The 22558-nt window shown below is 77.9% G+C and carries 15 protein-coding genes and 3 pseudogenes; 17 read left to right on the forward strand and 1 reads right to left on the reverse strand.

Going from position 1 to position 22558, the window contains the following annotated elements:
• Window positions 1-90: 90 nt before the first annotated feature.
• Window positions 91-2727 (reverse strand): hypothetical protein, encoded by a 2637-nt coding sequence (locus IEY94_RS20885; protein ID WP_189171945.1) that lies wholly within the window; start codon window positions 2725-2727, stop codon window positions 91-93.
• On the opposite strand from IEY94_RS20885, the pseudogene IEY94_RS20890 reads away from it, so the two are divergent.
• From IEY94_RS20890 to IEY94_RS20970, 17 genes and pseudogenes are all read left to right on the forward strand, one after another.
• A pseudogene (locus IEY94_RS20890) lies at window positions 2716-3283 on the forward strand (Replicase polyprotein 1ab); the annotation flags it as partial. The gene IEY94_RS20885 and the pseudogene IEY94_RS20890 sit on opposite strands and share 12 nt — an antisense overlap.
• 706 nt (window positions 3284-3989) lie before the next feature.
• A pseudogene (locus IEY94_RS20895) lies at window positions 3990-4787 on the forward strand (HAD-IIA family hydrolase); the annotation flags it as partial.
• A 364-nt stretch (window positions 4788-5151) separates the two neighbouring features.
• On the forward strand, window positions 5152-5658 hold the full coding sequence (locus IEY94_RS20900; protein ID WP_229784311.1) for a phasin family protein: 507 nt from the start codon (window positions 5152-5154) through the stop codon (window positions 5656-5658).
• A complete protein-coding gene (locus IEY94_RS20905; RefSeq protein ID WP_189171947.1) occupies window positions 5655-5888 on the forward strand; it encodes a hypothetical protein in 234 nt (77 codons plus the stop codon). Before IEY94_RS20900 ends, IEY94_RS20905 begins: the two co-directional genes overlap by 4 nt.
• Window positions 5889-5911: 23 nt before the next feature.
• Window positions 5912-6727 carry a TlyA family RNA methyltransferase gene (locus tag IEY94_RS20910; protein ID WP_189171948.1) on the forward strand — a complete coding sequence of 272 codons (816 nt, stop codon included), beginning with the start codon at window positions 5912-5914 and terminating at the stop codon, window positions 6725-6727.
• Entirely contained in the window at window positions 6724-7611 is an 888-nt protein-coding gene (locus tag IEY94_RS20915) for an NAD kinase (RefSeq protein WP_189171949.1), read from the forward strand. The genes IEY94_RS20910 and IEY94_RS20915 overlap by 4 nt, the downstream gene beginning before the upstream one ends.
• Before the next feature lie 183 nt (window positions 7612-7794).
• Window positions 7795-9537, forward strand: a pseudogene (gene recN / locus IEY94_RS20920) (DNA repair protein RecN); the annotation flags it as partial.
• A 288-nt stretch (window positions 9538-9825) separates the two neighbouring features.
• Window positions 9826-11004, forward strand: a complete 1179-nt coding sequence (steA, locus tag IEY94_RS20925; protein WP_189171951.1) for a putative cytokinetic ring protein SteA — start codon at window positions 9826-9828, stop codon at window positions 11002-11004.
• 15 nt (window positions 11005-11019) lie between these two features.
• Window positions 11020-11949: a copper transporter gene (locus tag IEY94_RS20930; protein WP_189171952.1), complete on the forward strand. Its 930-nt coding sequence runs from the start codon at window positions 11020-11022 to the stop codon at window positions 11947-11949.
• Window positions 11950-12001: 52 nt separating this feature from the next.
• Entirely contained in the window at window positions 12002-12877 is an 876-nt protein-coding gene (locus IEY94_RS20935) for a hypothetical protein (RefSeq protein ID WP_306341615.1), read from the forward strand.
• Window position 12878: 1 nt separating this feature from the next.
• Window positions 12879-14498, forward strand: coding sequence for a lipid II flippase MurJ (locus tag IEY94_RS20940; RefSeq protein WP_189171953.1), 1620 nt, complete (start codon window positions 12879-12881; stop codon window positions 14496-14498).
• The gene (locus tag IEY94_RS20945; protein WP_189171954.1) at window positions 14495-15595 is read left to right on the forward strand and encodes a glycosyltransferase family 4 protein; all 1101 of its coding nucleotides are present in this window, start codon (window positions 14495-14497) and stop codon (window positions 15593-15595) included. The genes IEY94_RS20940 and IEY94_RS20945 overlap by 4 nt, the downstream gene beginning before the upstream one ends.
• Window positions 15595-17712 carry a hypothetical protein gene (locus IEY94_RS20950; RefSeq protein ID WP_229784328.1) on the forward strand — a complete coding sequence of 706 codons (2118 nt, stop codon included), beginning with the start codon at window positions 15595-15597 and terminating at the stop codon, window positions 17710-17712. The genes IEY94_RS20945 and IEY94_RS20950 overlap by 1 nt, the downstream gene beginning before the upstream one ends.
• A 138-nt stretch (window positions 17713-17850) precedes the next feature.
• Window positions 17851-19599 (forward strand): CTP synthase, encoded by a 1749-nt coding sequence (gene pyrG, locus IEY94_RS20955; protein ID WP_189171956.1) that lies wholly within the window; start codon window positions 17851-17853, stop codon window positions 19597-19599.
• Window positions 19596-20171: an NUDIX domain-containing protein gene (locus tag IEY94_RS20960; protein ID WP_229784312.1), complete on the forward strand. Its 576-nt coding sequence runs from the start codon at window positions 19596-19598 to the stop codon at window positions 20169-20171. Before pyrG ends, IEY94_RS20960 begins: the two co-directional genes overlap by 4 nt.
• A gap of 187 nt (window positions 20172-20358) precedes the next feature.
• Complete coding sequence (ald, locus tag IEY94_RS20965) at window positions 20359-21477, forward strand: alanine dehydrogenase (RefSeq protein WP_189171957.1); 1119 nt, start codon at window positions 20359-20361, stop codon at window positions 21475-21477.
• Between the two features lie 145 nt (window positions 21478-21622).
• The gene (locus IEY94_RS20970; protein ID WP_189172051.1) at window positions 21623-22552 is read left to right on the forward strand and encodes a ParA family protein; all 930 of its coding nucleotides are present in this window, start codon (window positions 21623-21625) and stop codon (window positions 22550-22552) included.
• Window positions 22553-22558 lie beyond the last annotated feature (6 nt).

Below are 22558 nucleotides of genomic sequence, written 5' to 3' on the forward strand. Positions count from 1 at the left end.
AAGCCCTCCAGCGCCGATGGTACTGCACCCGGGAGGGTGTGGGAGAGTAGGACGCCGCCGGACAAACGTTTGGATCGAGGGCCACTCCGGCTAACGGAGTTGGCCCTCGATCCATTTTTTTGTGTGTACTGCCCGGATTTGTACCGGGCGCCCTCGGGAAGGAAATACGCCGTGAACGCAGGACCAGACGATCGCGGGCGACGCGACGACGACAGCGGGCGCGGTTCCCGCGACGCCGGTCGCGGCGCGGGTCGGGACGGCGGTCACCGCGACGGCGACCCGCGCGGCCGCGCCGACCGCCCCGGTACCGACCGTGGCGGCGACCGCCGCTCCGGTGGCCAGGACCGTGGCCGCTACGACCAGGGCGACCGCCGCGGCGGACGCTTCGGCGACCGACCGCAGGGCGACCGATCGCAGAGTGACGGCCGCGGCGACCGGGGCGGCGATCGGGGCTTCCGGCGCGACGACCGGCCGGGCGACCGCGGCGGCTTCGGCGACCGGCGCGGCGGCGGCTTCGGCGGCGAGCGGCGCAGCTTCGGCGATCGCGGCGACGCGCGTCCCGGGCATGGTGACCGCGGCGGCTTCGGCCGCGACGCGCGGGGCGGCGACCGCGGTGGGCGCGGCGGCTTCGGCGGCGATTCGCGCGGCGACCGCGGGGGGTTCGGCGGCGATCGGGGCGGCTTCCGCGGCAACGACGACCGCGGCTCCCGTGGCGGCGGCGACCAGCGCGGCGGGTTCCGCGGCGGCGATCGGGGCGGGTACCGCGGGGACGACCGCGGTGGCTTCCGCTCCGGCGGACCGTCCGGCGACCGTTCCGGCGGTGGTGGCTTCCGTTCGGGCGGACCGTCCGGCGACCGTTCCGGCGGTGGTGGCTTCCGTTCGGGCGGACCGTCCGGCGACCGTTCGGGCGGTGGCTTCCGCGATCGCGGCTTCGGCGACCGGCCGCAGGGCGACCGGCGGGGCGGCACCGGCCGCGACGACCGCGGGTACGGCGACCGCGGGCACGGCCGGGACGATCGCGGCGCCCGGGGCGGCTTCGGCGGCGAGCGGCGCGGGTTCGGCCGCGACGACGACCGCGGCGGCTTCCGGCGGGACGACCGTGGTGGTTTCCGGGACGACCGGGGTGGCTTCCGCGGCGGCGAGCGCGGGGGTTCCGGCGACCGCGGCGGCTTCGGTGACCGCGGGCGGCCCGGCGCGGGTCGGTTCGGCGAGCGGAGCGGCTCCGGCGACCGCGGCGGCTTCCGGGGTGACCGGCCGGGCGGCAGCCGGGACGGCGGGCCGCGCGGTTCCCGCGGCTACGACGAGCGGAGCGGTTTCCGCGGCGGCTCGGGCGAGCGGGGTTCGGGCGATCGCGGTGGCTTCGGCGGCCGCGGCGACTCCCGCGGTGACGGGCCGGGCGGCTTCCGGCGCGACGACCGGGATGCCGGCGGCCGCGGTCCGGGCGGGCCGCGCGGGTTCCGGGACCGGGACGACCGCTTCCGGTCGGACCGGCCGCGCGACGACCGGTCCGGCGGCGACCGGGAGCGCGGGGACCGGTTCGGCGAGCGGGGTCAGCGGTTCGGCGAGCGCGGCGCGGGGCGCAGCTTCGGGCGCGACGCCGGCGGGCGGGGCGACGACCGTGGCGGTTTCCGACGGGACGATCGCGGTGGCTTCCGCCGGGACGACCGGGGTGATGACCGCGGTTTCCGGCGGGACGACCGGGGCGGCTTCCGCGACGACCGCGCGGGCGGGTACGACCGGGACGCACGATCGGGTGACGACCGCCGCGGCGCGGACCGCGAGCGGCCGGAGAACCCGACCGCGGACACCGACGAGACCCCCGGCCGCAGCGCCGACGGGGCGGTCGAGGGCCGCGGCGAGAGCGGTACCGGTGGCGCTGCTGTCGCAGAGGCCGGCCCGGCCGGCGTAGTCGACGGTGACGCCGGACAGCCCGGTGCGGCGGGTGGCGCAGCGCGCGCCGACGCACCGGCGGGCGGCGATGTCGACGGCGGGGAGCGCGGTCCCGGGGGCGGGCAGGCCGAGCGTTCGGACCGCGACGCCGACGACCGCGCGGAGCGGGCCGACCGTCCGGACGGCGCGCCGGGCGAGGAGCGCGGCGACCGCGCGGATCGCAGCGACGGCGACGCCGGCCCCCGTGGTGACGGCGGGTTCCGCGGCGACCGTTCCGGCGGCGACCGGGGTTTCCGGGGGGACCGCACCGAGCGCGGGTTCCGGGACGACCGCGGCAACCGCGGTGACCGGCCCGATCGCGGTGACCGGCCCGACCGGGGCGACCGACCGGACCGGGACGACCGCGGCTTCCGGGGCCGCGACGACCGCGGCTTCCGCGGGGACCGCGACGGCGGCTCCGGGAGCCGGGACGACCGCGGCTTCCGCGGCGGTTTCCGCGGCGACCGGGACAGCGGTGGCTACCGTGGCGACCGCGAGAATCGCGGTTTCCGGGGGGACCGGGACGATCGCGGGTTCCGCAGCGACCGGGAGCGCGGTCCGCGCGGGGACCGGGACGACCGCGGCTTCCGCGGCGACCGGGGCTTCGGCGGGGATCGCGGCGACCGGGACGAGCGTGGGCCGGACCGCGCCCGCCGGTTCGACGAGCGGGGCGAGGACGGGCCGGTCAACCGGCCGCCGGACCTGCCGGACGAGATCAGCGCCGACGACCTGGACAGCACGGTCCGCGCGGAGCTGCTGTCGCTGAACCGGCCGGTGGCCGAGACCGTGGCGCGGCACCTCGTCGCCGCGGGGCGGCTGGTCGACGAGGACCCGGACGAGGCGCTGGCGCACGCACTGGCCGCCCGGCGGCTGGCGTCGCGGCTCGCGGTGATCCGGGAGGCGGTCGGCGTGGCCGCATACCACGCGGACGAGTGGCAGACGGCGATCGCGGAGCTGCGGACGTACCACCGGATGTCGGGGCGGCAGACGCACCTCGCGGTGATCGCCGACTGCGAGCGGGCGCTCGGGCGCCCGGAGCGGGCGGTGGACCTGTACCGCACGGCCGAGCGCGAGTCGCTCGACCCGGCGGTGGCGGTCGAGCTGCTCATCGTCGCGGCCGGTGCGCGGGGTGACCTCGGGCAGCGGGACGCCGCGGTGGCGATGCTGCAGGTCCGGGAGCTGACCGCCGACGGTACGCCGTGGGCGGCGCGGCTGCGGTACGCCTACGCGGAGGCGCTGCTGGGCGCGGACCGGCCGGAGGAGGCGCGGGAGTGGTTCGCCCGGGCCGCCGCGGCGGACCCGGAGCTGGAGACGGACGCGGCCGAGCGGCTGCTCGAACTCGACGGCGTCGCCCTCACCGACCCCGACCCCGAGCCCGACACGACCGGGGACGACACGGCCGAGGACGATGCGGCCGGGGACGACGACTCCGATCCGGACGACGGCGCCGACACCACGACCGCCCGGGGCACCGGTGCGGCCGACGGCCCCGGGACCGATCCGGCCGACGACCGCGAGGACGAGCGGGCGGATGCTCCCGAGGACGACCGGGTTGACGCCGCCGGGGCGGACCGGGCGGGCGCTCCCGGGGCCCGCGGGTCCGACGAGCCGGGCCGGGTCGACGACGCCGACGGCCCCGACCGGGTCGACAGCACCGGTCCCGACAGCACCGCCGGTCCCGACCGGACCGGCGGGTCCGAGGGCGGGTCCGGCAGCGACGGGGCTGCGGCCACGGAGCTGACGGCGTCCGGGTTCGGTGACGACGTCGCCGCCGCCGGGGCGCTTCCGACCGCTGCCGCCGCGTCGCTGACCACGGCCCCTGCGGGCGCCGGGGACGACGGTCCGGCCGGTGCTGCGGACGGCCCGCCGACCACGGCGGCCGCCCCCGTCGACACCCGCCGGTCCGACCCGACCGACGGCCCCGACGACGCGGCTGCGCCCGCGGCGGATGACGCCGGGCGCGGCAATGCCGAGGGCGCGGACGACGCCGGGTCCGACGGGGCGGGGGAGCACGCCGCCGGGTACCGCGCCACCGGTGGGGACGACCCGCCGCCGGCGCGGTGAGCGCGCCCGCGCTGGTCGACGCGTACGACCTCGTCATCCTGGACCTCGACGGCGTCGTCATCGAGGGCGAGTCGGCCGTGGCCGGCGCGCCCGAGGCGCTCGGGCGGCTGCGGGCGGCGGGCGTGCCGGTCGCGTTCGCGACCAACAACGCCTCGCGGCGGCCCGCCGAGGTGGCGGCGCTGCTGACCGGGATCGGGGTCGGCGCGTCCGCCCCCGAGGTGGAGACGTCGGCGCGGGCCGCGGCGCAGCGCCTCGGCGCCGAGCTGCCGGCCGGCGCGGCCGTCCTGATCGTCGGGTCGGACGGGCTGCGGGCCGAGGTCGCCGAGGCGGGCCTGCGGCCCGTGGACCGGGCGGCCGACGGGCCGGTGGCGGTGGTGCAGGGGTACGCGCCGACCGTCGGGTGGGCGCAGCTCGCCGAGGCGTGCGTGGCCGTCCGCGGCGGCGCGCGCTGGGTGGCGACCAACGCCGACCGGACGCTGCCGTCCGAGCGGGGGCCGCTGCCGGGCAACGGTTCGCTGGTCGCGGCGCTGGCGACCGCGCTGGACCGGCAGCCGGACCTGGTCATCGGCAAGCCGGCGCCGGAGCTGTTCGCGGCCGCGGCGCGGCGGGTGGGCGCGGTCCGGCCGCTGGTGGTCGGGGACCGGCTGGACACCGACATCGCCGGTGCGGTCCGGGCGGGGATGGACAGCCTGCTCGTGCTCACCGGCGTGAGTTCGCGCGCGGAAGCGGCGGCGGCGGCGGCGCCGCAGCGGCCGACGTTCGTGGCCGCCGACCTCGGCGGCTTGTTCCTGCCCCCGACCTGACCCGCCGCTCGACCCGAACCGCTCCCGGCCGCCGACCCGTCCCCGCCGCTCCTGCGCCCGGCCCGGCCGCCGCCGCGCGCGGGACCGGGCATCCGGCGGACGGCGTCGGCGGTCGGGCGTTGCGGGTCGCCGCCCGGTCGACCGCGACCGGGCGCTCACCGGGCCGCCGCGGGTCGCCGTGCCGGCCCCGCTCGACCGCGCCGGCCCCGCGCGCGAACAGCACATGACCGGGGCGCGGCGGGTCGACCGGCCGGACGACCCGGCCCGCCGGCCGGCCACCCCCGCGGCCCGCCGACCGGGCGGATGTGCGGCCCGGTACCGGCCCCGTCGCGCCCGATGCGGGTAGCGTGAACGGGTGCAGTCGACGACCGGGATGGGGCGGGTGACGATGCAGGAGACGTGGCAGGCGTACTTCGAGCTGCTCACGGGGGTGACCGAGGCCACCCGCAAGCGCGCCCGCGGCGTGGCGACCAAGCTGGTCGGGTCGGGGGTGGCGACCGCGGCGCAGGTGCAGGCGCTCACCGAGGACCTGATGTCCAACGGCGCGGCCAACCGGGCGGCGCTGGAGCGTACGGTGCGGGCGGAGATCGACCGGACGCTGGACCGCGTCGGCCTCGCCCGGGCCGACGAGGTCGACCGGCTGGCGGCCCGGGTCGACGCGCTCAGCGCGGAGCTGGCCGCCGTGACCGGCCGGGCGCCGGAGCGCGCGGGCAAGCCCGCCAGGAAGGCCGCCCCGGCGAAGAAGGCCGCCCCGGACAAGGCCCGCGCCGGCGACGGCGGCGAGCCCGCCGCGAAGCCGGCGAAGAAGGTGGCCAAGAAGGCGGTCAAGAAGACCCCCGCCCCCGCGGGCGACGCCCGATGACCGCCCCGCTGCACGCGGCCGGGGCCCACGGGACCCCGGACCGGTACGGGGCGGCGCCGCACGCGGCCGCCGGGCCGGCTGCCGTCGAGGCCACCGGGCATCCGGCGGTCGACGCGGCCGTCCGGGCGATGGCCAACACCGCGGCGCTGCCGCTGGGGGAGCAGATCGCCCAGTACGAGGCCGCCCACCGTACCCTCGGCGAGACCCTCGCCACCATCGACGAGGCCTGAGCCGCCCCGGGAGTGCAGACGCGATGGCCCGACGCATCCGACTCGACGCCGAACTGGTCCGCCGCGGCCTCGCCCGCTCGCGCGAGCAGGCCGGCGCGCTGATCCAGGACGGGCGGGTCCGGGTGGCCGGGGTGGCCGCGCGGAAGCCGGCGGCGCTGGTCGACCCGGCGGTCGCGGTGCTGGTCGTCGGCGAGGACCCCCGGGCGGGGTACGTCTCCCGCGGCGCGCACAAGCTCGCGGGCGCGCTGGCCGCGTTCGGGCCGCGCGGGCTCGCCGTCGGCGGGCGACGCTGCCTCGACGCCGGGGCGTCCACCGGCGGCTTCACCGACGTGCTGCTGCGCGGCGGCGCCGCCGAGGTGGTGGCGGTGGACGTGGGGTACGGGCAGCTCGCCTGGGCCCTGCGCACCGACCCGCGGGTGCGGGTGTTCGAGCGGACCAACGTGCGCTCGCTCACCCCGGACGCCATCGGCGGGCCGGTCGCGGTGACGGTCGCGGACCTGTCGTTCATCTCGCTGCGGCTGGTGCTGCCGGCGCTCGCGTCCTGCACGGCGGCGGACGGGGACCTGGCGCTGATGGTGAAGCCGCAGTTCGAGGTGGGCCGGGAGCGGGTCGGCGCCGGCGGCGTCGTGCGGGACCCGGAGCTGCACGCCGAGGCGGTGTGCGGGGTGGCCGGGGTCGCCGGCGACCACGGGCTCGGCGTGGCCGGCGTGGTGGCCAGCCCGCTGCCGGGGCCGAGCGGCAACGTGGAGTTCTTCGTGTGGTTCCGCCGCGGCGCCCCGCCGCTGGACGCCGCCGACGTGCGGGCGGCGGTCGCCGCCGGGCCGGGGGCGGCGGCGTGAGCCGGGCGGCGCTGCTGGTCACGCACACCGGGCGGCGGCTGAACACCGCGCACGCCCGGACGGTCGCCGCCGACCTGCTGCGCTCGGGGTTCGAGGTGCGGGTGCTGGCCGGCGAGGCACCGGACATCGACCTGCCGGGCATGGTGCCGGTGGACGACCCGGCCGCCGCCGAGGGCGTGGAGATCGTGTTCGCGCTGGGCGGCGACGGGACGCTGCTGCGCGCCGCCGAGCTGGCCCGGCCGGCGAAGGCGCCGCTGCTGGGCATCAACCTGGGCAAGGTCGGGTTCCTGGCCGAGGCCGAGAGCGACGACCTGGACCAGGTGGTGCGGGACGTGACGGCGCGGGCGTACACGGTGGAGGAGCGGCTGACCATCGACGCCACGGCCACGGTGGACGGCGGGGTCGTCGCGCAGTCGTGGGCGCTGAACGAGATCAGCGTGGAGAAGGCGTCCCGGCAGCACATGCTGGAGGTCCGGGTGGACGTGGACGGCCGGCCGCTGTCCCGGTACGGCTGCGACGGGGTGGTGTGCGCCACGCCGACCGGGTCGACGGCGTACGCGTTCTCGGCCGGCGGCCCGGTGGTCTGGCCCGAGGTGGAGGCGCTGCTGCTGGTGCCGATCAGCGCGCACGCGCTGTTCAGCCGGCCGGTGGTGACGGCGCCGACGTCGACGATCGACATCACGCTGGACCCGTACGCGCCGCGCGAGGCGGTGCTGTGCGCGGACGGCAGCCGGGTGTTCACGCTGCCGCCGGGGGCGCGGGTGCGGGTGGCCCGCGGGCACCTGCCGGTGCGGGTGGTCCGGCTGCGGCCGCGCCCGTTCACCGACCGCCTGGTGGCGAAGTTCGGGCTGCCGGTGTCGGGCTGGCGCGGCAACCGCTGGTGACCCGCGGCCACCGCGGGGTGACCGTTCGGTGCGGATCCGGCGCGGCCGGCGGCTGCCCGGCCGTCGGTGATCACGTCGTACGGCGGCGGGTCGGCGGCGTGTCGCGTCGGAAAGCGCCAGGTCGCGGCGTCGGGTGGCCGCGCGGGTGGCCGGGCGTCACCCGGCGCGGCTAACCTCTGGCACGTGCTGGAGGAGCTGCGCATCGCCGGTCTGGGTGTCATCGAGGACACGACGCTGCCCTTGACCGGCGGCATGAACGTGATCACGGGCGAGACCGGGGCCGGCAAGACGATGGTGGTGACCGGGCTCGGCCTGCTGTTCGGCGGCCGGGCCGACCCCGGCCGGGTCCGGGGCGCGCCGGGCCGGGCGGTGGTCGAGGGCCGGATGCGGCCGTCGGCGACGGTCGCGGACCGGGTCGGCGAGCGGGTGGCCGACGCCGGCGGCGAGCTGGACGCCGACGGCGCGCTGCTGCTCAGCCGCACCGTGCAGGCCGAGGGCCGGTCCCGGGCGCACGTGGGCGGCCGGTCGGCGCCGATCGGGCTGCTCGCCGAGCTGGGCGAGCAGCTCCTCGCGGTGCACGGGCAGGCCGACCAGCTCCGGCTGCTGCGCGCGGCGGACCAGCGGGCGGCGCTGGACCGGTTCGCCGGGCCGGCGCACGAGAAGGTGCTGGCCGCGTACCGGGACTGCTACCGGCGCTGGCGCGAGCGCACCGCCGACCTGGCCGACCGGCGGGCGCACGCCCGCGAGCGCAACCGCGAGGCCGACCTGCTGCGGCTGGGGCTGACCGAGATCGCCGCGGTCGACCCGCAGCCGGGCGAGGACGACGCGCTGCGCGCCGAGGCGCAGCGGCTGGAGCACGCCGAGGGGCTGCGCGAGGCGGCCGGTACGGCGTGCGGGGCGCTGGCCGGCGACGCCGACGGCGGGGGCGACGCGGTGTCGCTGCTCGGCGCGGCCCGGCGGGCGCTGGGCGGGCAGTCCGGGGTGGACCGGGCGCTGGACGCGGTCGCCGAGCGGCTGGCCGAGGCGGGGGCCGTGCTGGGCGACGCGGCGGCGGAGCTGTCGGCGTACCTGGACCGGCTCGATGCCGACCCGGCGCGGTTGCAGAGCCTGCACGAGCGGCGGGCGGCGCTGCGGGCGCTGACCCGCAAGTACGCCGACACCACCGACGGGGTGCTGGACTGGGCCGACCGGGCCCGGCGGCGGCTGGGCGAGCTGGACGCCTCCGACGACACGCTGGCGGCGCTGGCCGCGGAGTGCGCGGCGGAGGCCGCCGAGCTGGGCCGGCTGGCCGGCGAGGTGTCGGCGGCGCGGCGGGCGGCGGCGGACCGGTTCGCCGACCGGGTGAGCGGCGAGCTGGCCGGGCTGGCGATGCCGCACGCCCGGGTCGAGGTGGCGGTGACACCGCGGGCGCCGGGCGGCGAGGCGGCGATCACGGTGGACGGCGCCGAGCGGGGTGCCGGCCCGGACGGCGCCGACGAGGTGGAGCTGCGGCTGGCCGCGCACCCGGGTGCCCCGGCGCTGCCGCTGGGCAAGGGCGCGTCCGGCGGCGAGCTGTCCCGGGTGATGCTGGCGATCGAGGTGGTGTTCGCGGGTGCGGGCGGCCCGGACACGCTGGTGTTCGACGAGGTGGACGCGGGCGTGGGCGGTACGGCGGCGGTGGAGATCGGCCGCCGGCTGGCCCGGCTGGCCCGGCACCACCAGGTGCTCGTGGTGACGCACCTGCCGCAGGTGGCGGCGTTCGCCGACCGGCACCTGGTGGTGGCGAAGGACACCGCGGGCGCGGTGACCACCAGCGGCGTGGTGGTGGTGGAGGACGCCGACCGGGACCGCGAGCTGGCCCGGATGCTCGCCGGCCTGCCCGACTCGGACCTGGGCGTGGCGCACGCCCGCGAACTGCTCGACCTGGCCGCCCGCGACCGCGCCGCGACCGCCGACGACCCGCCGACCGGCGACCCACCGACGAGCGGTCGGCGGGCGACCGGGCCGGCTGCCGCCGCGGCGACCGAACCGCCCGCCGCCGCGGCGGCCGACACGCCGGGTGACGGTGCCGCGACGGCGAAGCGCACCCCGCCGCCCCGCGCCGGCGGCGCCCGGCGGCGCGCGGAGGGCGGCGCCGACCGGCTGGCCAGGTGAAACACGCCGAACCGGGACCATTGTGGCGATCGGGCATGTCGCGCCCCCGCCGGGTGTCACGGCGTGTCAGGATGGGTGCCGATGCGCTTACCCACCTTGCGCCGGACCCGCCCACCCGAGTCGGGGGCGATCGCCGGCACCGCCCGCCTCGACCGCCGGACCAAGCGTCTGGTCGGTCGACTGCGCCCGGGCGACATCGCTGTCATCGACCACGTGGACCTGGACCGGGTCGCCGCCGACTCGCTCGTGGCGGTCGGCGTGGCCGCCGTCCTCAACGCGCGGCCGGCGATCTCCGGCCGGTACCCCAACCTCGGGCCGCAGGTGCTCGTCGAGGCGGGCATCCCGCTGATCGACGACCTCGGCGAAGCGATCTTCCAGCAGCTCCGCGAGGGCGACACGGTCCGGATCTCGGACAACACCGTGTTCGCCGGCGAGGAGCCGGTCGCGCACGGCACCCGGCACGACGCCGGTACCGTCGGCAAGGCCATGGCCGACGCCCGGGAGGGCCTGTCGGTGCAGTTGGAGGCGTTCGCCGCCAACACGATGGAGTACCTGAAGCAGGAGCGCGACCTCCTGCTCGACGGCGTCGGCATGCCGGACGTGCGGACCCGGTTCGCCGGGCGGCACTGCCTGATCGTGGTGCGCGGGTACGACTACCAGGCCGACCTGGACGTGCTGCGCCCGTACGTGCGCGAGTTCAAGCCGGTGCTGGTCGGCGTCGACGGCGGCGCGGACGCGCTGGTCGAGGCCGGCTACACCCCCGACATGATCATCGGGGACATGGACTCGGTCTCCGACGAGGTGCTGCGCTGCGGCGCCGAGATCGTCGTGCACGCGTACCCGGACGGGCGCGCGCCGGGCATGGCCCGGATGGAGCAGCTCAACGTCCCGGCGATCACCTTCCCGGCCGCGGCCACCAGCGAGGACCTGGCGATGCTGCTCGCCGACGGCAAGGGCGCCTCGCTGATCGTGGCCGTCGGCACCCACGCCACGCTGGTCGAGTTCCTGGACAAGGGGCGCGGCGGGATGGCCTCGACGTTCCTCACCCGGCTGAAGGTCGGCGGGAAGCTGGTCGACGCCAAGGGCGTGAGCCGGCTGTACCGGTCGAGCATCTCGGGGTCGTCGCTGCTGCTGCTCGTCCTCTCCGCGATCGCCGCGATGGCGGCCGCGGTCGCCGTGTCCACCGTCGGCAAGGCGTACCTGGCGGTCGTCGCCGAGTGGTGGGACAACCTCCTCTTCCAGCTCCGCCAGCTCTTCTGACCCGAGGCGGGATTCGTGATCAACTTCCGGTACCACGTGGTGTCGCTGACCGCCGTCTTCCTGGCGCTCGCGATCGGCCTCGTGGTCGGTACGGCGGCGCTCAACGGCCCGGTCGCCGACTCGCTGAACGATCAGATCAACACCCTCGGCCGGACCAACGGCGACCTGCGCGAGCAGGTCGGCCACCTGACCGCCGAGGCCAGCGGCAAGGAGGACTTCCTCCGCCAGGCGGCGCCGCGGATCGTCGGCGGCACCCTGACCAACCGGCGGGTGCTGCTGCTGGCCACGCCGGGCGGCGGGGAGCACGTCGACGGTGTCCGGCAGATGCTCGTCGCGGCCGGCGCGAAGATCGCCGGCCGGGTGGAGCTGACCGAGAAGTTCACCGACCCGGCCAACAGCGTCGAGCTGCTCGACCTCGCCGACCGGGCGCTGGTGCCGAGCATCCCGGCCGCGTCGCTGCCGGGCAACAGCGACGGGGTGGAGAAGTCCAGCGCGCTGCTCGGCGGGGTGCTGCTGGAGCGCACGCCGGCCGTCCCGGCCACCGACCAGCGGTCGGTGCTGAGCGCGTACCAGGCCGCCGGCTACCTGTCGGTGAACAGCCCGGTCACCGGGCCGGCCGAGGTGGTGGTCATGGTGGCCGGGCTGCCGTACACCGACAAGGACGCCGCGCCCAAGAACAAGAACCTGCTCACCCTGGCCACCCAGCTCGACCGGGCCGGCCGGATCGTCCTCGGCGCGCCCGGCATCGCCGGCGACGGCAACGTCGTCGGGGCGGTCCGCGGCGACCCCACGCTCGCCCGGACCATCTCCACGGTGGACAACGCCGGCACCGCCCAGGGCCAGCTCGTGACCGCGCTCGCCGTCGCCGGGCAGCTCGGCAACGTCGCCGGCCAGTACGGCATCGGCGCCGGCGCGCAGGGACTGCTGCCCCGCACCGCGGCGTGACCCGAGCGCGCCGCGGCACGGCGGCCTTGCCCGCAATGAGTACGCTGGTCCGATGAGTTCCCGACCCGTCCCGCCCCGGGGGAGCCGGCTCCTGCTCGCCGCCGCCGCCGCTGCCGTCGTGCCCGCGGTCCTCGACCGGCTGCGCCGCAGCCGGTACGCGCAGGGCTGGGAGCGGACCAACTTCCACGGCCGCACGGTCAGCCTCGCCGCCGGGCCCGCCCTGGCCACGGTCGCCGCGGGCAGCGCCGCGCTCGGCGCCGGCACCCCGGCCGCGGCCGGCGCCGCGCTGGTCGCCGGCCTGGGCTCGGGGGCGGTCGGCCTGTACGACGACATCGTCGGCGCCCGCCCCGAGCAGAAGGCCGACAAGGGCTTCCGCGGCCACCTGGCCGCGCTGCGCGCCGGCCGGGTCTCCGCCGGCCTGGTCAAGCTCGCCGGCGTGGGCGCCGCGAGCGTCGCCGCCGCCGCGCTGCTGTCCGCCGACCGGACCGACCGCCGCGGCGTCCGCGCCCGCCGCGCCGGCCGCGCGCTGGACGTGGCGCTGGGCGCCGGCGTCATCGCCGGTACGGCGAACCTGGTCAACCTGCTCGACCTGCGCCCCGGCCGGGCGCTGAAGGCCAGCGCGCTGCTCGGCGCGCCGCTGGCCGCCGGCCCGGCCGGCGGCCTGGTGGCCGGGCCGCTGGGCACCGCCGCCGGGCTGCTCCCGGCCGACCTGGACGAGCGGGTGATGCTCGGCGACTGCGGCGCCAACGCGATGGGCGCGCTGCTCGGCACCGCGCTGGCCCGCCGCTGCGGGCCGGGCGGGCGGGCGGCGCTGCTCGCCGGCCTGGTCGCGCTGAACCTCGCCAGCGAGCGGGTCAGCTTCACCAAGGTGATCGAGCGCACCGCCGGGCTGCGCCAGCTCGACCAGCTCGGCCGCCGCCCGCGCTGACGTGGGACGCGCACCGGGCCGGCTGGCCGGCGCCGCGGCGAGCATCGCGCTGCTGACGGTCGTCGCCCGGCTGGTCGGCTTCGGCCGGACCGCCGTGTTCGGCAACACCGTCGGCGACGGCGCGCTGGGCGACGTGTACCAGGCGGTCAACGCCCTGCCGAACGTCGTCTTCGAGATCGCCGCCGGCGGCGTGCTGGCCGGCGTGGTGGTCCCGCTGCTGGCCGGCGCGGTCGAGCGGGGCGAGCGGGCGGCGGTCGGGGCGATCGCGTCCGCGCTGCTGGTCCGGGTGCTGATCGTCCTGGTGCCGCTGGCCGCGCTGGTCGCGGCGGCGGCCGGGCCGCTGGTGGCGCTGCTCGGCGTACCGGCGGGGGAGCGGGGCGTGGCCGTGCGGATGCTGTGGCTGTTCGTACCGCAGATCCCGCTGTACGGGGTGGGGGTGGTGCTGGCCGGGGTGCTCCAGGCGCACCGCCGGTTCGCCTGGCCGGTGCTGGCGCCGCTGCTGTCCAGCGTGACCGTGATCGGTGCGTACGCCGCGTTCGCCGCCGTCGCCGGCACCCGACCGCCGACCGTGCACGTCGGTACCCGGGCAGAGCTGGTCCTCGCCGGCGGCACCACCCTCGGCGTGGTCGTGCTGAGCCTGTGCCTGATCCCGCCGGTGCGCCGGCTGGGCCTGCCCTGGTCGGCCCGGTACGCGCTGCCGCCCGCGGTCCGCCGCGCCGCCGGCGGGCTGGCGCTCGCCGGGCTGGTCGCGGTCGCCGGGCAGCAGCTCGCGCTGCTGGTCGCGCTGAACCGGGCGAACGCCGGCGGACCGGTCGGCAGCGCCGCCCGGATCACCCTGGCGCAGACGGTGTACCTGCTGCCGTGGGCGGTGCTCGCGGTACCGCTGGCGACGGCGGCGTACCCGGCCCTGGCGGCGGCGTGGTCGCACGGCGACCGGGACCGGTACACCGGCACCCTGGCCGCGGCCGGCCGGACCGCGGCGCTGGCCAGCGCGCTGGGCGCCGCCCTGCTGGTGGCCGGCGCGCAGCCGGCCGCCGACCTGCTGCTGGGCGGCTCGCCGGAGTTCGCCGCCGCGGTCACCGGGCTGGCGCCCGGCCTCCTCGGCTACGGCGCGTTCGCCCTGTACTCGCGCGCCATGTACGCCCGCGGCGCCGCCGGCCGGGCCGCGGCGGTGACCGCCGCCGGCTGGCTGGCCGTGATCGCCGCCAGCGTCGTCCTGGCGGCGGTGCTGCCGGCCGCCGACCGGGCCCTGGCCTTGGCGCTCGGCCAGTCGGCCGGCATGCTGGTCCTCGCGGCCGCGCTGCTCGCCGTCGTCGCCCGGCTCGCCGGCCGGGCGGCCGTTGCCGGGCTGGCCCGCGCCGGGCTCGCCGGCCTGGCCGCCGCCGCGGTGGCCGCGGCGGCCGGCCGGGCGGTGGCCGCGGCGCTGGCCGGGCCGCTGGCCGGGCTGCCGGCGGCGGCCTCCGGCGCGGTCCGCGGGGCGGCCGCCGCCGTGGCGGTGACCGCGCTGTTCGGCGCGCTCGCGCTGCTGCTCGACCGCGGCACGGTCCGGCCCCTGCTGGACCGCGCCCTGACCATCGCCGGCCGCCGGCCGCGCGCGACCACTGGGAGGACGACGTCGTGACCGGCTGGCGGGGCCGCGTGGTACTGGTGCTCGGGTCGAGCACGGGCGGGATCGGCGCGCACGTCGCCGCGGTCGCCCGCGGGCTGCGGGCCGGCGGCGCCGCGGTGACCGTGTGCGCCCCGGCGGCCACGGCCGCCGCCCTCGACCTCGGCGGCGCCGCGCTGGTGCCGGTGGGGATCCCGGCCGCGCCGCGGCCCGGCGACCTGCGCGCGATCGGGGCGCTGCGCGCCGCCGTCCGCGCCGCCGCCCCCGACGTCGTGCACGCGCACGGGCTGCGCGCCGGGTTCGTCGCCGCGCTCGCCCGCACCGGCCGGCCGCTGGTCGTCACCTGGCACAACGCCGCGCTGTCCACCGGCGCGCGCAGGCTGCTGCACGCGGCCACCGAGCACCTGGTGGCCCGGGCCGCGGACGTCACCCTCGGCGCGTCCGCCGACCTCGTCGCCCGGGCCCGGGCCTGCGGCGCGCGCGACGCCCGGCTCGGCCCGGTCGCCGCGCCCGCCCTGCCGCCGCCGGCCGGCGACCCGGCCGCGGTCCGGGCCGCCTGCGGGGTACCGGCCGGGGTGCCGCTGCTGCTGTCGGTCGGCCGGCTGCACCCGCAGAAGCGGTACGACGTCCTGGTCGACGCCGCCGCCCGCTGGGCCGACCTGCGGCCGGCGCCGCGGGTGCTGATCGCCGGCAGCGGCCCGGCCGGGTGCGAGCTGGCCGCGCGGATCGCCGCCACCGGCGCGCCGGTGGCGCTGCTCGGCCACCGGTCGGACGTCCCCGACCTGCTCGCCGCCGCCGACCTCGCCCTGGTGACGAGCGCCTGGGAGGCCCGGCAGCTCTTCGCGCAGGAGGCGCTGCGGGCCGGCGTGCCGCTGGTCGCCACCGCCGTCGGCGGCATCCCCGAGCTGGTCGGCGACGCGGCGGTGCTGGTCCCGCCCGGCGACGCCGACGCCCTCGACCGGGCGGTCCGGGAGCTGCTGGCCGACCCGGCCGCGCGGGCCGCCCTGGCCGTCGCCGGGCGCGCCCGGGCCGGCGGCTGGCCCACCGAGCGGGAGACGCTGGACCAGCTCGCCGCCCTGTACGCCGGGCTGTCGGGCGGCGGTCCCGGGTGATCGCGCGCCGCCTGATCGCCGCCGCGGCGACGCTGGTGCTGGCCGTCCTGGCCGGCGCCGGCTTCCTCGCCCGCCCCACCGTCGCCGCCCGCCCCGCCGGGGTCGACTACGTCGTCGTGATCGGGATGGCCGGGCTGCGCTGGTCCGACGTGGACGCCGCCCGCACCCCGCACCTGTGGCGGCTCGCCGGCCGCGGGTCGATCGGCTCGCTCGCCGTCCGGTCGGCGCACACCCCGACCTGCCCGCAGGACGGCTGGCTCACCCTCGGCGCCGGCAACCACGCCGCCTGGACCCCCGGCACCGCCGGCCCCTGCCGGACCGACGCGGTCCGGATCGAGCGGCCGGACCGGATCGGCGCCCACCTGCCCGACCAGCGCGCCCTGGCCGCCCGCAACGCCGAGCTGCCCTGGGGCGCGGTCCCCGGCGCGCTGGCCGAGGCGCTGCGCTGCACGGTCGCCGTCGGGCCGGGGGCGGCGCTGGCCGGCGCCCGCCCGTACGGCCGGGTGGACACCTACGCCCCCGCGCTGCCGGCGGACCCGCGCGAGCTGCTGTCGAGCTGCGTGCTCAGCCTGGTCGACGCCGGCGACCTGCGCGGCGACGCCACCGCCCGGCGGGCCGCGCTGGACCGGCTGGACGCCACCGTCGCCGCGGTCGACGCCGCCCGCCCCGCCAACTCGCTGGTCGTCGTCGCCGGCCTCGCCGACACCGGGGCGGCGCCGCAGCTCCACGCCGTCCTCGCCGACGGGCCCGGCTGGGCGGGCGGCTGGCTCACCTCGGCGACCACCGGCCGGGACGGGTACCTCCAGCTCGTCGACCTCGCCCCGACCGTGCTGGCGGCGCTGGGCAAGCCGGTCCCGGCCAAGCTGTTCCTCGGCCGGGAGGCCATCCCGGTCGCCGGCCGCCCGGCCGACCCCGCCGTGGCGATCGCCGACCCGGTGGACGCCGACCGGGGCGCCCGGGCGCAGCGGCGCGCCGCCGGCTGGTTCTTCGGCGCGCTGACCGCCGGCCAGATCGTCCTGCTGCTGGCCACCGTCCCGCTGCTGCGCCGGGCCCGGGCGCACGCCGGCCCCGGCGGCCCCGCGGGCGTGCCCGCGCCGGTGCGCCGGGCCGCCGAACTGGCCCTGGTCGCCGCCGCGCTGGCGCTGCCGGCGGCGCTGCTGGCCGACATCCTGCCCTGGTGGCGGTACCCGCACGGGTCGTGGATCTTCCTCGCCGGGGTGGCGGTGGCGCTGGCCGGGCTGACCGCGGGGGTGCGGCTGCTGCCGCTGTACCGGCACACCTGGGGCCCGGTCGCCGTCGTCGCCGCGGTCAACGCCGCCGTCGTCGGCGCCGACGTGCTCACCGGCGCGTCGTTGCAGCTCAACGGCGTGGCCGGGTACTCGGCGCTGGAGGGCGGCCGGTACGCCGGCATCGGCACCGTCGGCCTCGGCGCGTTCACCGCCGGCCTGCTGCTCGCCGCGGGCTGCCTCGCCCAGCGGGTGCCGGCGCGCTGGCGGACCGCGGCCACCGCCGCCGTCGGCGCCGCCGGGGTGCTGGTGGTGGGCAGCCCGTACCACGGCGGCGACGCCGTCGGCGCGATCGCGCTGACCGCCGGCGTCTGCGTGACGGTGGCGCTGGTCACCGGCGGCTGGCTGACGTTCCCGCGGCTGGCCTGGTCGCTGCTGGCCGGGTTCGCGGTGGCGATCTGCTTCGCCGTCCTGGACGTGCGCCGCCCGCCGGAGGACCGGGGCGGCCTCGGCCGGTTCCTCACCCAGTGGGGCGAGGGGACCGGCGGGCTCACGGTGCACCGCACCGGCGTGGCGAACGTGATCGCGTTCGCCAGCAGCCCGCTGACGATCCTGGCCACCGCCGCGGCGCTGTTCTGCTGGCTCGCCCTGCTCCAGCACTGGGGCGGCCTGAAGCGGCTGTACGGCATCTACCCGGCGATCCGGGCGGCGCTCAGCGGCATCGCCGTGGCCGCGGTGCTCGCCGGCGTCGTCGGCGGCGCCGCGCTGAACGTGGCCGGCGCCGCGGCGGCGGTCGCGGTGCCGCTGGCCACGCTGGCGGCGCTGCGCGTCCTCGACCACGCCGCCGACCGCACCACGCCGCAGCGCCAGCCGGACGGCGATCGAGCCTGATCACTGTCCGGTGGTGCGCGGTCGGGCCGCCGGCGGCGTTTGTTACCGTGGAGTCCCGTGGGTCGCTCGGGCCGGATCCCCCGCTGGGGGCCGCACGCAGGGCTCCGCACGAATCGCCGCCGACCACGGGAGCAGGCCTTGGCCGCATCTGCACGTTCCACCCGGCACATCTTCGTCACCGGGGGGGTCGCCTCGTCCCTGGGCAAGGGCCTCACCGCGTCCAGCCTCGGCAACCTCCTCACGGCCCGCGGGCTGCGCGTGGTCATGCAGAAGCTGGACCCCTACCTCAACGTCGACCCCGGCACGATGAACCCGTTCCAGCACGGTGAGGTCTTCGTCACCGAGGACGGCGCCGAGACCGACCTCGACGTCGGCCACTACGAGCGGTTCCTCGACCGGGACCTGGGCGCCGCCGCCAACGTCACCACCGGCCAGATCTACTCGGCGGTGATCGCCAAGGAGCGGCGCGGGGAGTACCTCGGCGACACCGTCCAGGTGATCCCGCACATCACCAACGAGATCAAGGCCCGCATCTTCGCGATGGCCGAGCCGGACGCCACCGGGGTCGCCCCGGACGTCGTCATCACCGAGGTCGGCGGGACCGTCGGCGACATCGAGTCGCTGCCGTTCCTGGAGGCGATCCGGCAGGTCCGGCACGAGGTCGGCCGGGAGCGCTGCTTCTACCTGCACGTCTCGCTGGTGCCGTACCTGGCGCCGTCCGGCGAGCTGAAGACCAAGCCGACCCAGCACTCCGTCGCCGCGCTGCGCAACATCGGCATCCAGCCCGACGCGCTGGTCTGCCGGTCGGACCGGGAGATCCCGGAGACGGTCAAGCGGAAGCTGTCGCTGTACTGCGACGTCGACCAGGAGGCCGTGATCGCGGCCCCGGACGCGCCCAGCATCTACGACATCCCCAAGGTCCTGCACCGGGAGGGCCTCGACGCGTACGTGGTCCGCCGGCTCGGCCTGTCCTTCCGCGACGTCGACTGGCGCTCCTGGAACGACCTGCTGGAGCGGGTGCACAACCCCGCCCACACGGTGACGATCGCCATGGTCGGCAAGTACGTCGACCTGCCGGACGCGTACCTGTCGGTGTCCGAGGCGCTGCGCGCCGCCGGCTTCGCCCACCGGGCCCGGGTGCAGATCCGCTGGGTGCCCAGCGACGAGCTGATCACCGCCGCGGGCGCGGCGGCGGCGCTGGACGGCGTCGACGGCATCCTCATCCCCGGCGGCTTCGGCGTCCGCGGGATCGAGGGCAAGGTCGGCGCGGCCACGTACGCCCGGCTCAACCGCATCCCCACCCTGGGCATCTGCCTGGGCCTGCAGTGCATGACGATCGAGGTGGCCCGGAGCCTGGCCGGCCTGGCCGGGGCGAACTCGCTGGAGTTCGACGGCAACGCCGCCCACCCGGTGATCTCGACGATGGTCGACCAGGCCGACATCGTCGCCGGCCGCGGCGACCTGGGCGGCACGATGCGGCTGGGCGCGTACCCGGCGGCGCTGGCCGAGGGGTCGCTGGTCGCCAAGGCGTACGGCACGACGGAGACCAGCGAGCGGCACCGGCACCGGTTCGAGGTGAACAACGCCTACCGGGACGCGCTCGGCGACGCCGGCCTGCGCTTCTCCGGCACCTCGCCGGACGGCCGGCTGGTGGAGTTCGTCGAGCTGGACGCCGACCTGCACCCGTTCTTCGTCGCCACCCAGGCGCACCCGGAGCTGAAGAGCCGGCCGACCCGGCCGCACCCGCTGTTCGCGGCGTTCGTCGGCGCGGCGCTGACGTACCACGCGGGCAACCGCGCCGCCGCCGACGGGGGCGCGGAGCCCGAACCGGCCGAGCCGCTCGAGCCGGCCGCCGCCCGCCCGGCCGCGGCGCGCAAGCGCCGGTGACCGCCGACGGGTACGCCGTCCGCGGCTCGCGGACCCGGTACGCCGGGCCGATCTTCACGGTGGTCAGCGACGAGGTGGCGATGCCCGACGGCGGTGTCGCTGCCCGCGACGTGGTCCGCAAGCCGGGCGCGGTCGGGGTGGTGGCGCTGGACGACGCCGGCGCGGTGACGCTGGTCCGGCAGTACCGGCACCCGCTGGCCGCCGCGTGCCTGGAGCTGCCGGCGGGGCTGCTGGACGTCCCCGGCGAGGCCCCGGCGGCGGTGGCCCGCCGGGAGCTGGCCGAGGAGACGGACCTGCTGGCCCGGCGCTGGGACGCGCTGCTGGACCTGCACACCTCGCCGGGCTTCACCGACGAGCTGTTCCGGGTGTACCTGGCCCGCGACCTGTCGCCGGCCCCGCAGCGACACGCCCGGCGGCACGAGGAGGCGGCGATGACGGTCGAGCGGGTGCCGCTGGACGCCGCGCTCGACCTGGTCCGGACCGGGGCGATCACCAGCGGCCCGACCATCGCCGGCCTGTTCGCCGCCCGGCACGCCCGCGACCGCGGCTGGGCGGACCTGCGGCCCGCCTGAGCGCGGGAATCGACGCCCGGCACCGGCCGCCCCCGCCGGTCGGGCCGCTGAGCTGCGGGAATGACGGGGTCCCCGGGCGTGCGCCCGGGCACTCCGCGGCCGTAGACTTCCCGGCGGCGCACCGACACTGCGGTGGCAATCGGGCCACCGACCGCGCACCACGCGGTGAGAATTAAGGGGCAAGTTCATGGTCAAGGTCGGGGTTCCCCGTGAGGTGAAGAACCACGAGTACCGCGTGGCGATCACGCCCGCGGGGGTGCAGGAGTTCGTGCGCAGCGGTCACCGCGTCGTGATCGAGGCCGGGGCCGGGGGCGGCTCGTCGATCAGCGACGCCGAGTTCGTCGCCGCCGGGGCGACGATCCTGCCGACGGCCGACGCCGTCTGGGGCGAGGCGGACCTGGTCCTCAAGGTCAAGGAGCCGATCGCCGAGGAGTACGACCGGATGCGTCCCGGTCAGACCCTCTTCACGTACCTGCACCTCGCGGCGTCCAAGGCGTGCACCGACGCGCTGATCGACCGGAGGGTCACGGCCATCGCGTACGAGACCGTGGAGCTGCCGGACCGGTCGCTGCCGCTGCTCGCGCCGATGTCGGAGGTCGCCGGCCGGCTCGCGCCGCAGGTGGGCGCGTACCACCTCATGCGCTCCGGCGGCGGCCGCGGCGTGCTGATCGGCGGCGTCTCCGGCGTGTACGCGGCCAAGGTCGTCGTCATCGGCGCGGGCGTCTCCGGCATGAACGCCGCGGCGATCGCGCTGGGCATGCAGGCCGAGGTGCTGCTGCTGGACAACAACGTCAACAAGCTGCGCCAGGCCGACGCGATCTACCAGGGCCACATGCAGACCGTGATGTCCAACTCGTACGAGATCGAGCGGGCCGTCGTCGACGCCGACATGGTGATCGGCGCGGTCCTGGTGCCGGGCGCCAAGGCCCCGACGCTGATCCCGAACGAGCTGGTGGCGCGGATGAAGCCGGGCGCGGTGCTCGTCGACATCGCGATCGACCAGGGCGGCTGCTTCGAGGACTCGCGGCCGACCACGCACGCCGAGCCGACGTACAAGGTGCACGAGACCGTGTTCTACTGCGTGGCCAACATGCCGGGCGCGGTGCCGCACACCAGCACCTTCGCGCTCACCAACGTCACCATGCCGTACGCCCTCGCGCTGGCCAACCACGGCTGGCGGGACGCGCTGCGCCGGGACCCGGCGCTCGCGCTGGGCCTCAACACGCACGACGGCGCGGTGACGTACGGTCCGGTGGCGGAAGCGCACGGTATGACCAGCGTGGCGCTGGCCGACGTGCTCGCCTGACGCCGGCACTCACCGCGACGACAGCACGGGGATCGGGCGCACCGGCCCGGTCCCCGTGTCGTAGGGTCGACACGCCGGCGCAGCCGTGCGGCGGAGCAGGGCCGGTGGCGTACAGTCGCCGCATCGACATGGCGTGAGGCGGGGTATGGCGGGCAACGGCGAGCGGGCGGAGGCGTGGACGACGGCGCTACGCGCCGAGCAGTCTTCGCTGGACCTCAGCGCCCAGCTCGGCCCCGCCGACCCGACCGCGTACACGACCCGCCGGCCGATCCCCGAGCCGGTGCCGACCGACGCGCACGGCCCGGCCCGGATCATCGCGATGGCCAACCAGAAGGGCGGCGTCGGGAAGACCACCACCACGATCAACCTGGGCGCCGCGCTGGCCGAGTACGGCCGCCGGGTCCTGCTGGTGGACTTCGACCCGCAGGGCGCCCTCTCGGTCGGCCTCGGCGTCAACCCGCACAACCTGGACATCTCGATCTACAACCTGCTGATGCAGGACGACGTCCCGGTCGAGGACGTCGTGATCAAGACCGACGTGGCGGGGCTGCACATCCTGCCGGCCAACATCGACCTGTCCGCCGCGGAGATCCAGCTCGTCACCGAGGTGGCCCGCGAGATGGCGCTGGCCCGGGTGCTGCGGCCGGTCCGCAAGGAGTACGACTTCATCCTCATCGACTGCCAGCCGTCGCTGGGCCTGCTGGCGATCAACGCGCTGACCGTCGCGCACGGGGTGCTGATCCCGCTGGAGTGCGAGTTCTTCAGCCTGCGCGGCGTCGCGCTGCTGCTGGACACCATCGACAAGGTCCGCGAGCGGCTGAACTTCGACCTCGAGCTCGAGGGCATCCTCGCCACGATGTACGACAGTCGCACCACCCACTGCCGGCAGGTGCTGCAGCGGGTGGTCGAGGCGTTCGGCGACAAGGTGTACCAAACGGTGATCACCAAGACCGTGAAGTTCCCCGAGTCGACGGTGGCCGGCGCGCCGATCACCACGCTCGACCCGGCGTCCTCGGGCGCCCGCAACTACCGGCAGCTTGCGCGCGAGGTGATCGCCGCGCACGCCGAGCGGTAGCCGGCG

It is taken from the genome of Pilimelia anulata (assembly GCF_014647895.1).
Taxonomy (GTDB): Bacteria; Actinomycetota; Actinomycetes; order Mycobacteriales; family Micromonosporaceae; genus Pilimelia; species Pilimelia anulata.

Excerpts from the sequence above, each read along its gene's own strand:
- IEY94_RS20905 (WP_189171947.1), top strand. The coding sequence starts at position 5,655 with ATGACCGCCCCGCTGCACGCGGCCGGGGCCCACGGGACCCCGGACCGG.
- IEY94_RS20910 (WP_189171948.1), top strand. The coding sequence starts at position 5,912 with ATGGCCCGACGCATCCGACTCGACGCCGAACTGGTCCGCCGCGGCCTC.
- steA (WP_189171951.1), top strand. The coding sequence starts at position 9,826 with ATGCGCTTACCCACCTTGCGCCGGACCCGCCCACCCGAGTCGGGGGCG.
- IEY94_RS20935 (WP_306341615.1), top strand. The coding sequence starts at position 12,002 with ATGAGTTCCCGACCCGTCCCGCCCCGGGGGAGCCGGCTCCTGCTCGCC.
- ald (WP_189171957.1), top strand. The coding sequence starts at position 20,359 with ATGGTCAAGGTCGGGGTTCCCCGTGAGGTGAAGAACCACGAGTACCGC.
- IEY94_RS20970 (WP_189172051.1), top strand. The coding sequence starts at position 21,623 with ATGGCGGGCAACGGCGAGCGGGCGGAGGCGTGGACGACGGCGCTACGC.